At 64.2% G+C, this 13,937-nt stretch carries 8 protein-coding genes; 3 read left to right on the top strand and 5 right to left on the bottom strand.

Features of this window, described 5'->3' with window-relative positions:
- Positions 1 to 115 precede the first annotated feature (115 nt).
- Together ACR9Y2_RS14650 and ACR9Y2_RS14645 are read left to right on the top strand one after the other, a co-directional pair.
- Positions 116 to 469 (top strand): PadR family transcriptional regulator, encoded by a 354-nt coding sequence (locus tag ACR9Y2_RS14650; RefSeq protein ID WP_435042107.1) that lies wholly within the window; start codon positions 116 to 118, stop codon positions 467 to 469.
- The gene (locus ACR9Y2_RS14645; RefSeq protein WP_435042106.1) at positions 466 to 3,108 is read left to right on the top strand and encodes an ADOP family duplicated permease; all 2,643 of its coding nucleotides are present in this window, start codon (positions 466 to 468) and stop codon (positions 3,106 to 3,108) included. Before ACR9Y2_RS14650 ends, ACR9Y2_RS14645 begins: the two co-directional genes overlap by 4 nt.
- Positions 3,109 to 3,283: 175 nt before the next feature.
- On the opposite strand, the gene serA is transcribed toward ACR9Y2_RS14645, so the two are convergent.
- The 4 genes from serA to ACR9Y2_RS14625 form a co-directional block, all read right to left on the bottom strand.
- On the bottom strand, positions 3,284 to 4,522 hold the full coding sequence (gene serA / locus ACR9Y2_RS14640) for a phosphoglycerate dehydrogenase (protein ID WP_435042105.1): 1,239 nt from the start codon (positions 4,520 to 4,522) through the stop codon (positions 3,284 to 3,286).
- 34 nt (positions 4,523 to 4,556) lie between these two features.
- Positions 4,557 to 5,300 (bottom strand): hypothetical protein, encoded by a 744-nt coding sequence (locus ACR9Y2_RS14635; RefSeq protein ID WP_435042104.1) that lies wholly within the window; start codon positions 5,298 to 5,300, stop codon positions 4,557 to 4,559.
- A 20-nt stretch (positions 5,301 to 5,320) separates the two neighbouring features.
- Positions 5,321 to 8,374, bottom strand: coding sequence for a bifunctional fucokinase/fucose-1-phosphate guanylyltransferase (locus tag ACR9Y2_RS14630; RefSeq protein ID WP_435042103.1), 3,054 nt, complete (start codon positions 8,372 to 8,374; stop codon positions 5,321 to 5,323).
- Positions 8,375 to 8,459: 85 nt separating this feature from the next.
- Positions 8,460 to 9,488, bottom strand: coding sequence for a LacI family DNA-binding transcriptional regulator (locus tag ACR9Y2_RS14625; RefSeq protein WP_435042102.1), 1,029 nt, complete (start codon positions 9,486 to 9,488; stop codon positions 8,460 to 8,462).
- Positions 9,489 to 9,551: 63 nt separating this feature from the next.
- Here ACR9Y2_RS14625 and proC point away from each other — a divergent pair, with 63 nt between their 5' ends.
- Complete coding sequence (proC, locus tag ACR9Y2_RS14620; protein WP_435042101.1) at positions 9,552 to 10,421, top strand: pyrroline-5-carboxylate reductase; 870 nt, start codon at positions 9,552 to 9,554, stop codon at positions 10,419 to 10,421.
- 72 nt (positions 10,422 to 10,493) lie between these two features.
- Here the strand turns inward: proC and ACR9Y2_RS14615 are convergent, their stop codons facing one another.
- Complete coding sequence (locus tag ACR9Y2_RS14615; RefSeq protein ID WP_435042100.1) at positions 10,494 to 13,913, bottom strand: carboxypeptidase regulatory-like domain-containing protein; 3,420 nt, start codon at positions 13,911 to 13,913, stop codon at positions 10,494 to 10,496.
- Positions 13,914 to 13,937 lie beyond the last annotated feature (24 nt).

Genomic DNA, 13,937 nt, shown 5'->3' with positions numbered 1-13,937 from the left:
AACCGCGCCGCGCCCAAACCGGGCCCGGCGCGGTTTTGCGTGCAGGGAATGTAAACTTCACGGCTTCCTATTGCCAGGCCATAGGACTTGCCGTACGTTTGTATTGGCATCCCATATGGGCAAGAAACCGGTAAAGAACGAAGTCTGGCAGGGCACTCTCGCCCTCATGATCCTCAAGACCCTGCAGGGCCTCGGCCCGCTCCACGGCTATGGCGTCGCCCGCCGCATCGAACAGACCAGCGGCGACCGCCTGGTGCTCAACTACGGCACCATCTACCCCGCCCTCCTCAAGCTCGAACAGGAAGGCTATATCGCGTCGGAGTGGGGCGTTTCCGAAAACAACCGCAAGGCGAAGTTCTACAAACTCACCGCCGCCGGGAAACGCCAGGTCGCCCGCGAACAGCGCGAATGGCAGGAGACCACCGACATCATCGCCCGCTTCTTCGAACCCGGAGGTGAGACGCTGTGAGAGCCCTTCGTGCCTTCCTCCTCCGCCTCGCCGGCACCCTGGGCCAATCGCGGCGCGAACGCGAGTTCCAGCAGGAGCTCGAAGCCCACCTCCAGTTCCACATCGACGACAATCTGCGCGCCGGCATGACGGAAGACGAAGCCCGCCGCGAGGCGGTGCTCCAACTCGGCGGCGTTGAACCCGTGAAAGAATCCATGCGCGACCGCTGGACCCTCGCCTGGCTGGAGACCTGGTGGCAGGACCTCCGCTACAGCCTCCGCAGCCTGCGCCGCAATCCCGGCTACGCCACCACCGCCGCCCTCTCCATCGCCCTCGGCATCGGCGCCAGCGTCTCCATCTTCACGGTCGCGGATAGCGTTCTGTTGCGGCCCTTGCCCTACAAGGATCCGGCCGGCCTCATGATGATTTGGGAAGCCAATCCCAAAATTCCGAACGCCAACCGCAACGTCGTCTCGCCCGGCAACTATCTCGACTGGAAAGCCCGCAGCCGCAGCTTCGACCAGATGGCGGTCGTCCGCGATCTCAACTCCGTCCTGTCCGACGGCCATCGCGTCGAGGAGTTGAAGAAGCAGGCCATGACGGCCAACCTGCTCCCCATGCTCGGCGTCCAACCCCACCGCGGCCGCTTCTTCACAGAGGCTGAGGACCGGCCGGGCCAGGACGCCGTCATTCTCATCAGCCACCGCATCTGGCAGACCTGGTTCGACGGCGACGAAGCAGTGCTGGGCCGCAAGGTGACGGTCAATTCCACACCGCGCACCATCATCGGCGTGATGCCGCCCGGCTTCTACTTCCGCAATCGGGAAACCGATGTGTGGGAGCCCCTCGGCATGGACTTGGCCCGGGACTACCGCCAGACCTCCGGCCGCTACATCCTGGTCGCCGGCAGGCTCAAGTCCGGGGTCACTCGCGATCAGGCTCAAGCTGAAATGGCGGCCATCGCCACCCAGTTGGAAGCCGCCCACCCCAGCTTCAACAAGAACTGGACCATCAACGTCGAATCGCTGCGCGACTCCCTCGTGAGCAAAACGCGGACTTCGCTCCTGGTCCTGCTGGGCGCCGTCGGGCTGCTGCTGCTGGTCGCCTGCGCCAACGTCGCCAACCTGATGCTCGCCCGCTGCTCCACCCGGCAACGCGAAATGGCGGTCCGCGCCTCCATGGGCGCCGGCCGCTGGCGCGTCATCCGCCAACTCCTCACCGAAAGTGTCCTGCTCTCCTTCCTCGGCGGAGCGGCCGGAGTCATTCTGGCGCGCTGGATGGTCATCGGCCTGTTGGCCCTCGCTCCGAAGATGCTCACCTCGGCAGCCGACATCCGGATGGACGCCCGCGTGCTCCTCTTCTCTGTCGCCTTGTCCACACTCACCGGAATCCTCTTCGGCTTCGCACCCGCCTGGACCGCCACCCGCTTCCAGCTCTTCGAGGCCCTTCGGCAGGGCGCGGGCACTGTCTCCAGGCGTGGCGCCCTGCGGGCCTGGCTGGTCGCCGCTGAGGTGGCCCTCTCCGTCATCCTGCTGACAGGTGCCGGCCTGCTCTTTCAGAGCCTCGCCGGGCTCCAATCCGTACCCTCCGGCCTGAACCCCGATAACCTCCTGACCTTCCGCGTCTCGCTGCCCGCCGCCCGCTACCAACCGCCCTACCGCCGGACCGTCTTCTTCACCCAACTGCTCGACCGTCTCCGCCAGGCGCCCGGAGTCCAATCCGCCAGCGCCGTCAGCTACCTGCCCTTCGATGGCATGGCCGCCGCCACCAACACCAACATCCAGGGCCGGCCTGTTCCTCGGGCCGGAGAAGAATTGTTGTCGATGGTCCGCACCGTGATGCCCGGCTACTTCCAAACCATGGGCATCCCTATGAAGCAGGGCCGCGATTTCACAGCCGCCGACAACGAGGAGAAGTCACCGATGCGCTTCATCGTCAATGAGGCGTATGTGCAGAAGTTCCTGCAGGGCAGCGATCCGCTCAGCACTTCCATCAATGCGCTGATGGGCGACACCAACCCCTACGGCCAGATCATCGGCGTGGTCGGCGATGTGAAGGAGGGCTCGCTCGACAAGCCCGCGCAACCCACCATCTACTATCCGCACGCCCTGCTAATCTACGGCGGCATGACGGTGCTGCTGAAAACGAGTACGGACCCGCGCACCCTCATCGAACCCGCACGCCGCATCGTCCGGGAACTCGACCCCGCCCAGCCCATCGCCGAGGCGCGCACCATGGACGAAGTGCTGGGGGAAACCCTCGCCCGCCAGCGCTTCAGCGCCCTGCTGTTGGTAGGCTTCTCGATCCTCTCTTTGCTGCTCGCCGCAGTGGGCGTCTATGGAGTCCTGGCTTACTCAGTCACAGAGCGAACCCGCGAGATTGGCCTGCGCCTGGCCCTGGGCGCGGGTCCGGGCAAAATCACGGCCCAGGTCGTAGCCGCCGGAGCTCGCTTCGTATTGGCGGGCACGCTGGCCGGCGTAGCAGGATCCCTGGCCTTGGCGGGTCTCCTGCAAGGTCTGTTGTTCGGAGTAGAGCCCCGCGACCCAGCCACGTTCGCGGCGGTGCCGGCGGTCCTGCTGGCGGTGGCGTTACTAGCCGCTTATCTCCCCGCCCGTCGTGCCGGACGCCTCGACCCCATGTCCGCACTCCGAATGGACTAACCCATCACCGGCACAACGAACCACAACCGTCAGGAAGTGGTGGCCCCGCGGCCGCCAAACCGGATGAAGCCGCAAACGGAGCCGTGAACGTAAGTGAGCGGATAGCCACCAGAAAGCTCCACTGAGTTCAGCAGCGCGCCCAAACTGCGTGAGCGTAGCGCAAGACCCACTCGCCCTAGTACAACACCCTGGTCCGGATCGTCCCCGGCACCTCATCCAGCAACTGTTTCAACTGCAGCGTCTCGGCCTTCTCATCCGACTCGACATCAATCACGACATAGCCCATCCGCGGATTCGTCTGCAGATACTGGCCGGCGATATTGATCTCCTGCTTCGAGAACACCGCGTTGATCGCCGACAACACGCCCGGCTGATTCCGATGGATATGCAGCAACCGGTGCAGCCCCGGATGCTCCGGCAAGGCCACCTCCGGAAAATTCACGGCACTCAGCGTCGACCCGTTATTGCTGTACTTGATCAGCTTCTCCGCCACCTCGACGCCGATGTTTTCCTGGGCCTCCGCCGTACTCCCGCCCACATGCGGGGTCAACAGTACATTGTCCAACCCGCGCAACGGCGACCGGAACTCATCCCCTGCCGTCTTCGGCTCTTCCGGAAAAACATCAATCGCCGCGCCGCCGATATGGCCGCTCTGCAGCGCCACCACCAGCGCATCGATATCCACCACAGTCCCGCGCGCATTGTTGATCAACTTGGCGCCCGGCTTCATCGCCGCAATCTGCGCCGCGCCGAACATCCCCATCGTCTGCGGAGTCTCGGGCACATGCAGCGTCACCACATCGGAAGCCTGCAGCAGCATCTCCAGTGTCGGCACTGGCCGGGCATTCCCCAACGCCAGCTTCGTCTCGATGTCGTAGTACAGCACCCGCATGCCGAGCCCCTCGGCCAGCAGGCCCACCTGCGTACCGATATGCCCATACCCGATAATGCCCAGGGTCTTCCCCCGAACCTCATTCGAGCCCGTAGCCGTCTTGATCCACTCCCCGCGATGCGCCGCCGCATTGCGCGAAGGGATGCCCCTCATCAGAAGCACGACCTCCGCCATCACCAGTTCCGCCACACTGCGCGTATTCGAGAACGGAGCGTTGAACACCGGAATCCCACGCTCCAGCGCAGCCTCCAGATCCACCTGGTTCGTGCCGATACAGAAACAGCCGACACCCGTCAGCCGCGGAGCCTGTTCAATCAGTTCTCGAGTGAGCTGCGTAGCCGAGCGGATACCCACAAAGTAGGCGTCACTCAGCGCGGCAGCCAGATCCTGCGGCGCCAGCGATTTGGGGTGCGATTCGATCCACGTATAACCATCGGCGCGAATGGCGGCCTCGGCGCTGGGGTGCAGACCCTCCAGCAACAGGATCTTGATTCTGCTCTTGTCCAGGGATGTTTTGCTCATGCGGGCGGTTTCTTCTATGATAGCCCGCGAGCTATCAGAGCCGCCCGGAACAGTGGTCGAGCCACTCCGGCAACGACTGCAGCAAGCCCCGCATCAACTCCTCGGCCCGGCGCTCGAAATACCCCGGCTGCCCGTAGGCTTCCCCGCCGCCGGCACCCACCATATCGCTGACCGCGCGCAAAATCAGCACTTTCCTGCCATTGCGGGCCGCGACCCGGGCAATCGCCCCGGACTCCCAATCCGCGGCCACCGCCCCATACTTCGAACGCAACCGCGGGACGTCCGCCACGGCCAGGTCCCGGTCAGCAGAAACGAGCGTGGACCGCACCACCGGACCGGGGTGCTTCGAGCCCAGCCAGCCCAGATCGATCCTGGTCGTGTAGTCCGAGATCGCCTCGTCGGCATCGCCCATCAGGTCCACGATGTCGTAGATCACGGTCCGTTCGGCCAGAACAATCTGATTCCGCGCGACAGCCCCTTCCATCCCGCCGCAAGTCCCCAAATTGACGAGCAGCCGGGGCGACCACCGATCGACAACATACTGCGTGGAAGCCGCCGCATCGATCTTGCCCCACCCTCCATGAAAGAACAGAGGGGCATGCGCCCCCACCCGCGAGGAAAAGAACTCTCCAAAGGGCGACTTCGACACCGCAGCCTGGGGAAAGAAGCGCCGCACCGGCCCCCATTCGGCATTGGCCGAAATCAGCACGGCAAACTTGAGCCCAGCCGCGGGAGCAGCAGCAGCCGGCAACCCCGCGGCGAAAGTGCGTCGCAGCATCTTCTCAGATTAGCCCGCCGCTATACCCGCTCCACCTGAAACCCCTCTTCCGCAATGGAATACTCATACAGCCGCCCGCTGCCCCCGGACAGCAACCGGCGCACCTGCCCGGCCGCCTCTTCATCCTTCGCCAGCAGCATCAGGAATCCGCCGCCGCCGGCCCCCGCCAGCTTGGCCCCTGCCAGATACGGCTGCAGCACGCCCAGCATCTGGTTGATCGGAGCATTCGTCGTGTGCGGATCCAACTGCTGGTTCAACAGCCAATGGCGCTGCATCAACTCGCCCAGGTAACCCCACTCGCCCTCGCGCATCGCATACGCCATCTCCGCTGCGAGCGTCTTGATGCTGTGCAGCACCTGCACCACCGCCACCTCGCGAGCCAGATACCCGCCCACCACCTGCGTCAACAGGCCCTTCGCAATCCGGCGGATCCCGGTGTAATGCAGCACAAACCGCCTCTGGAACTCCTGCTGCCGCTCAGCGCTCCACCCCACCGGCTGAACCCGCAGGCGTTGCCGCAAGCCCGGACCGGTGCTGATCAGCTTTGCGCCCGGGAAGATCCCGCCCGCCTGGTCCTGCCAGCCGCCGCCCGTCGTCATGCGCTGCTCCAGCGTCATCACCTGGTCGCTGAGCTCGGCATCGGTGGGCGTATGCCCCACCAGTTCCGCCAGAGCCCGCAGCACAGTAGCAGCGAGAATACTGCTCGTCCCTAGCCCCGACCCCATCGGCAGGTCAACCGCCGTGCGAATCTCCAGCCCCAGGCCGTTCCACCCCAGCATCCGCAGCGCCACACGTGGAATCGAGAACGGATCGCCCGGAGCCGGCGGCTGCCGCACAGCATCGACACTCTGGTACTCGACCCGTGCCCCGTCGGCAAAACACCGCACCACAGGCTCATCCAGCACGCGCACCGAAGTACGGATCGGATATCCACCATCCAGCGCCAGCGACATGTTGAGCACGGTCCCGCCCCAGTCAAAGCAGAACGGCGGAGTATCTGACCAGCCACCGCCCAGATCGATGCGCGGTGGCGCCGCCACCCGCACTTCGCGGAACTGCGGCTTGGCATCAGTAAGCAGTGGAACGAAATCCGCCGGAGTCGCCGCTTCCACGGCGGATCGCACGCAGCGGAACGCCGCCGCATGCGCCTGTCCGGCCTCTTCCGCCAAGCCCGCCTGCCCCAGGAACAGGCTGGCCTGGAAGTGCCGGCTCGCCGCTTCGGTCAGTTGTCCGTCTTCCAGCGAGAGCGCATCGGCGCACAGCGCGCGACCCGTCGCGGCCAAAGCTGGAATGCCGGGCGACAGCGCCAGCATGGGTCTGATGTCGGAGCCATCGCGCGCCAGGGCCATCGCCGTACGCCGCCAGCCCGTCTGCATACGTGCCACGCGAACTTCAGCCAGCGCCGCCGCATCAGCCCTCTGCTCGCTGGCCGCCAGTGATAGCTTCGCCATCTCCTTCCACTCGACAGCCGAAAATCCAGGTGGATGCAGGCCCATCAGCCACTGCGCGCACGTCCAGGCGGACTCCAGGTCCGAGCATCCGAACAACGCCGCATTCCACAAGCTCCGAAGCTCCGGCGCGACACCCGCCCACACCAACTCCGTGTCCAGTTCCAGGTCCGCCAGCACCTGGCCCATCGGCCGCCCGAACCACGTTGCCGCCCCATTCGTGATCAGCCGTTCGGGATGGTCGGCCACGCCGTAGACCTGAAACACAACGCCCGCAGCCGCGCCAGGCCGCGTCACCGGGATCTGGTGCACAATTACGCTCTCAGGGATCTCCACCGCCGAGCTCAACCCCGTCAGCCCGCGCAGCACCGCACCCTGCGCAGCCCGCACCGGCACATCGAGGTTGCACTCAATGGCCATCGCCCCCGTGTCCAACCGGCAGCCGGCGCTGAATACACTATCGATCACGACACCCGCCGACTCGACACCCGAGGCGGCAATCGAACCCGTCCTCCGCTGGCCCGAGTAGACGCCCGCCAACCCGGCATCCCGCAGCGCCACTCGCTGCAGCGCGCCATCGGAACCGATGTGCTGCAACCGCCCCGGCACCAGCGAACAGTGGAAGGGCAGGCCCTGCAACGCCAACGCGAGGTGCCGCAACGCCGCCGGTGCGCTCGCCGCCGGCGTCCACTGCCCCGTCAACGCCGTCGTCACGTGCTGGTAGAGATCAATGAACGGCCGCTCGCCGCCAATGCCTGTCAGGATCCCGTGGTCGGCCAGCCAGCGGCCGAAGCTGTAGCGCACACCCGCCAGTTCGCTCAACCGCGCGCAAGCAGCAGCATCGAAGGCCAGCAGTCCAGTATCGATGGCGGCTTGCCCGTCCGCCGTCAAAGCCCCGGCCGCCTCCATTTCCGCACGCGTCGGCTTGCTCAGGAATGCGTACACGCGCCCGGATTCATCCACCGAATAGACACCATGTTCCGCCGCGCGCTCCGCTGGCTGGATGATCGCCGCGCCCCGGATCCCCTGCCGGTCCCACGACAGGGCGCTGTCGTCAAGATCGATCAGCACGTCGCCCGCGCACACCACCAGGCCGCTGCGGATGCGTGCCGCCCACGCCGTCGAAGAGGCCAGAATCTCGTCGAAGGCGGTGCTCGCGCCGCCCCACGGCGTATGCGCCGGCAGCGGCGCGAACAGCCGGCCAGATAGCGCATACTGCGGCAACCGGCGCGGATCGCCGCCGCCCTGGATGATCAGCACCCGGCGCCGTTCCCACCACCATTCCAGAGAATCTTTGCCCGGCTGCTCCTGTACCAGCGTCGCTTCCGCCAGGATTCGCAATGCGTTCAGCGTGGCGCCGCCACTGCCGAGACGGCTGTCCTCGAGATCCGCCGCGGTGAGATACAGCACTCCGGAAGGAAGCCGCCCTTCCATCCGCCGCCGCAGGATCTCCTCCGAGTACTTCTCGGCCTGTCGCGCGGACCCAGCGGTGACCACCACTGCATCCCACCAGGGATCCTGGGCGGCGGTGGAAGCGATGCGCGCCACATAGCGCGAGCGGGCCGACTGTGCGGCCGCATCCACCGGCTTTGTCTCATCGTCGAGAGGCGAATCAGTAACTGGCATGGAGGGAGGAAGAGGCTGCGCCCAACGTCATATCTGCTGCGGATGCCCACATATCAAGCCCGCAATTATAGCGAATCATTGTGTATTACATGCGCAGGGCAGCCTGGGCCACCCGGCGGCTCGACTCCCGCACAATCAGGCGCGGCGGAATCAGGATGTGGCTCGGTTTTGCGGGCGTTTTCGCTTCGATGCACTGTACCAGCAGACTCGCCGCCTCCTCCCCCAACAGCCCGCTACTCTGGTCAATCGTGGAAAGCGGCACCCGCAGTTGATCGGAATAGTGGACATTGCCGGCGCCAATAATCGCTACATCGGCAGGCACCTGCAAACCGGATTCCAACACCGCCTGGATCGCCCCGGCAGCCACAGGATCGTTGTAGCAGAACACAGCGTCGGGGCGGCTCGGCAGCGACAGAAGATGCTGCATCGCCGTGAATCCGGACATGTCGCCACCGCCTGCCTGCACCACATATTCGGGCTGGAACTCGACGCCGGCCTTGCTGAGCGCGCGCTTATACCCGCGGAGCCGGCCCGTGCTGTTGGCCGTGGCCGGACCTCGCAAATGCGCCACCCGCCGGCATCCCTGCGCAAGCAGATGAGCTGTTGCCATCTCGCCCAATTCCTCGTCGCGCACCCCGACATAGTTGGCGTCGAGCCCCGCCGGCAGGCGGTCTATCAACACGTACGGGGTGGCTCTGGACTCGAAGGCGCTATGCGCATTCAGCTTCCAATTGGGCAGTGCCGTGGCAATGATCAGCCCGTCGATATGGCGCGCAACCAGCAGGTCCACCTGCCTCCGCTCGGCCGCCGGATTCTCGTCTGTATTCGAGATGACTACCTGGTAACCCAGGGGATCCAGGTGTCTTGCGATGCCCTTGGCCACCTCGGCGAAGAACGAATGCATCAGGTCCGGGATGACCACCCCGACCATATAGGTGCGCCTCGTGGCCAGGCTGCGGGCGATCCAGTTTGGCTCGTAGTTGAGTTCCCGCGCACGCTTCAGCACACGGGCCCGCGTCTCCTCGCTGATGTCGCTGTGGTTGCGCAGCGCCTTGGAAACTGTCATCAGCGACACGCCCAGGTCCACTGCGATGTCCTTCATGCGCGTCGGCATGTAGTAACTATATCGATAAAGTGAATCGGCCGAGGCCCAAAGCTGGGTTAGAGTTGAGGCAGGATGAGCACAGACTACAAAAAGGGCCTGGTAGCCAAGGGCCGCACACTGGGCGTGATCGGCGCCGGCGTCATGGGGCGCACACTGATTCAGGGCCTTGTCGAGAGCGGCATCATTGAACGCGACCGCATCTGGGCCTCCGCCAAAACGCAGGCCAGTTGCGCCAAGGTTTCGGCCGAATTGGGCATCCCCGTGGAGATGGACTACTCCGCTCGCGTGCCCGGCGCCGACCTGCTGCTGCTGTGCGTGAAGCCGGCGCAGTCGGGCAAAGTGCTCGACAAGGTTCGCCAGTCTGGTGTAAGGCCGGAAACACTTCTTGTCTCGATCATGGCGGGTGTGGGCACTCCTCAACTGGAGACCATGCTGGGCACCGCGAACCCGTGGATACGGGCGATGCCCAACACTCCGTGCGTTGTGCGGGAAGGTATGACGGTTGTATGCGGCGGCACACATGCGTCCGAAGTGGACCTCGCCAGGGCGCAGCGCATCTTCGAGGCCGTGGGGCGTTGCGTGACAGTGGACGAGAATCACTTCAATGCCATCACGGCCTTGAGTGGCAGCGGCCCGGCGTATCTCTACCTGGTGATGGAAGCCCTTGCGGATGCTGGGGTTAGGGTCGGCCTGCCGCGCCAACTCGCACTGACTTTGGTGGCTCAAACAATGCTGGGCGCGGCGCGCATGGTACAGGTGACGGGGCGGCATCCGGCGGCTTTGCGGGACGATGTGACGACTCCGGCGGGGTGTACGATTGCGGGGTTGCTGATGCTGGAGGACGGGAAGATCCGGTCGGTGCTGGCGAGGGCGATCGAAGAAGCGGCGAAGACCGCCGCCCACCTGGCTCCTGCCCTTCCGAAGGACAAGAGCCATGGGTGAGCGGTTATTTGACCAAGTCAACTAAATTACTTGACAACATCAAGTAATTTTAGTGTGCCAAACACCGTCAAATTAGAACATCAACTTCATACCGAACTGCATGATGCGCGGGTCGCGGGCTGAAGTAATGATGCCGAAGGTCGAGCTGATGTTCAGGCCGTTGGTGCCCGGAGAAAAGCTGACGTTCGGATTGCCGAGATTGCGGTGGTTGACGAAGTTGAACGCCTCGGCGCGGAACTGAACCCGAACGCGTTCGGCGATGCGGGTGTCCTTGATCATCGACAGATCGAAGTTGACGATGCCGGGTCCGCGAACGTCGGGCAAGGTGCGGCTGACGTTGCCATAGGTGAAGTTGGGCGGGTTGATGAACGCGGTGGTGTCGAACCAGCGGTCCGAGGTCGGGTTGTCGAGCTTGGCGCTGACGCCGGTCGAATTGGGCCGGTTGGCGAGGAAGTTATTCGCACCGCGCACAGCCAGCGGCAAGCCGCCCTGCAGGGTGGAGATGACGTTCAATTGCCAGCCGCTCATGATGCGCTCGGTGAAGCCGTTGTTGGAGGCAAAGCGCTTGCCTTTGCCGAAGGGCAGTTCGTAGATGCCGCTGAGCACGAGGCGCTGGGAAACGTCGGTGGGATCGATGGAGCGCTCCGCTTTGCGGTTGTACTTACCGTTCTGGTAGCCGTTGTCGCTGCCGACTTCGACGGCGCCGAAGTTGGAAGGAACGACTTCGCTATCGCTGATGAGCTTACCGAAGGTGTAGGACGCCAGGATGGCGAAGCCGTTGTCGAGGCGGCGTTCGGCCGTGGCGAGCAGGGCGTGATAGTTGGAGCCGCCCAGGTGAGGCAGGCGGACGGTGACCGCGGTGTAGTAGGGATAGGGCTTCAACGACTGGGAGCGGGCGATGGTGGCGCCGCCGAGAGAGCCGGTTACCTTGCCCGCATAGGGGTTGGGGACCTGATCCTGCAGGCTCAGGCCGAGTGCGTTGTACTGCGGGTCGAGCTGATTGTAGTCGAAGGAGCTGGCGTAGTAGTTGGTACCCTTGTTGGCCGTATAGGCGGCATCGACCATCCACTTGCCGGGCAGTTGCTGCTGCAGCGAGACGGTCCACTGCTGGGACATAGGCACTTTCTGGCCGCCCTGATCCCAGCTCACGCCCTGACCGAGGAAGGCGCTGGGGCCGAGCTTCGGACCGAGGGGTTCGATGGCTGGCGTCGGGAAGCCATCCTTGAACTGAAAGGCCGTGAGGTTGGTGTTGTTGTTGGGGGGATTGTAGGCGGTGGAGGTGTTGGCGAAGCCGGCGGTGTTGCCGAAGGAATCGCGGTAGAACGTCTGCGGATAGAAGATGGCGTAGCCGCCGCGAACCACGGTTTTGCCGGAGCCGAACACATCGTAGGCGAAACCGACGCGGGGTCCGAAGTTCGTGTAGATGGGGTCGAGGAAGGTGCTGCCGTAGTCGACGCCGGCGTACTCGATGCGGCCGGGCAGGCCGGTGAGCGGGTTGGCGGTGAAGGGGTCGAAGTTGGATGTGCCGTTGTTGCGCTCGCGCGGCCACTGCTGATAGTCGTAGCGAAGGCCGAGGTTCACAGTGAACTTGCGCGACATCTTCCAGTCGTCCTGGAAGAAGACGCTGGTGGAATAAGCCTTCTCCGACTCGCCGCCATAGCGGATGAGGGAGGCGCTGCTGACACTGCCGAGGAGGAAGGTCGCGAACGAGCTCCCGGTACCGACGGGCGTCTGCGGATTCTGCGTGAGGCCGGCGGAGAAGTTGAACTGGCCGGAGGGCACTTCGCGCTGGTAGTTATTGGCCTGTTGCAGGCGGAAATCCACACCAAACTTCATTGTGTGGCTGCCCATGATTTTGGTGAGTGAATCGACGAACTGCCAGGTGGTGGAGCCGCGCAGACCGACGGTGAAGGCACCGAAGCCGGGCAGGCCGTTATCGACGCGAGGCAGGGTATCGCCGGGCACGCTGGCGGGCAGGCCGAGTTTGGCGGGCCAGCCCTGTCCGTAGCTGTAGGCGGTGAAGGGGAAGGCCTGGCGGGCGGCGCTGACGCGGAACTCATTCAGCATGGTGGGCGTGAAGCTGTGGGTGTCGCTGATGACGCCGTTGTAGTTGAGGTAGTTGTCGAGGCGCTGGCGGACATTGGGGTCGGGCAGCGAGCCGGCGAAACCATTGTTGTTGAAGTGCTTGTAGTAAGCCCAGCGGCCGGAGAGGGTGTTCTTGTCGTTGAAGCGGTGGTCGGCTTTGGTGGTCCACTGATTCATGTGGCGTTCTTCCTGCACCTGGCCGATCCAGTTATTGGCGTTGGTGAACGCGTTGGTAGGCGTGCGGTTCGCCAGCGGATAGAACTGCATCATCTTGAGCGACACGGGGTCGAGCCGGTTGGTGGGGATGATGTTGTTGGGCAGGGGATCGCGGACGAAGCCGGAGCCGCTGGGGTTCGCCTTGGTGGTGCTGGGATCGTAGAGCTGGATGAGCTTGCCGGTGGCGTCTTTGAGGTTGGAGAAGTTGCCGTTGCGCTGCTCTTCGATGGGCACGGTGAGGATGTTCGAGGCGAAGCGGCGATTCTGCCAGCCTTCGTAGTTGAAGAAGAAGAACGTCTTGTCCTTGCCGTTATAGATCTTGGGGAGAACGACCGGCCCGCCGATGGTGCCGCCGTACTGGTGGTAGCGGAAGGGCGACTTCGTGGCCGCGAAGGCGTTGCGCGCGTCGAAGGCGTCGTTGCGGGCGAAGTAGTAGAGCGACCCGTGCGGATCGTTGGTGCCGGACTTGGTCACGATGTTCACGACGCCGCCGGCGGTGAAGCCGAATTCAGCGGACATGACGTTCGACTGCACCTTGAATTCCTGGACGGCGTCGACCGTGGGGTTGACGTTGATGTCGGCGAGGAAGGCGCTGTTGTTGTTGCCGCCGTCGACGATGAAGCTGTTCATCGAACTGGGGCCGCCATTGATGCTGATGGCCGAAAGGGCGGTGCCACGATCGACGAAGCCGCTGTTGGTGGGGCCGGCCTGGGACTTGACGCCGGGCGTCAGCATGACGAGGGCGAGGGCATTTCTGCCGTTGAGCGGCAGGTCGGCGATGCGGCGGTTTTCCACCACCTTGCCGACGGTGGCGCTGCTGGTATCGACCAGGGAGGCTTCGCCGACGACTTCAATGGATTCGGAAGTCTGGCCGACTTCCATGCGGATATTGACCTCCGCGCGCTGATCGACGAGCAGGGTGATGCCGCTGCGGACACCCTTTTTGAAGCCCTGTTTTTCAGCGGTGACGGTGTATGAACCGACGGGCAAGGAAGGCGCCGTAAACTGCCCTTCCTCATTCGTGCTGGTGGTGAAGGCGGCATTGGTGCCGGTGTTGATGACGCGTATCTCAGCGGCGGGCACAGCCGCGCCGGAGACATCCGTCACCGTTCCTAATACGGTTCCGCGGCCTTGCTGGGCAGCCAGCGGAAGGGCCAGGGAAATGAGAAAAACCAAAGCGAATCTCAACATGGAATCACCTCAAAAGACCTTTTG

This window comes from Paludibaculum fermentans, from assembly GCF_051172195.1.
Lineage (GTDB): Bacteria > Acidobacteriota > Terriglobia > Bryobacterales > Bryobacteraceae > Paludibaculum > Paludibaculum fermentans_A.
The sequence above is the reverse complement of the archived record's forward strand: the minus strand, read 5'-3'. Positions and strand labels throughout refer to the sequence as shown.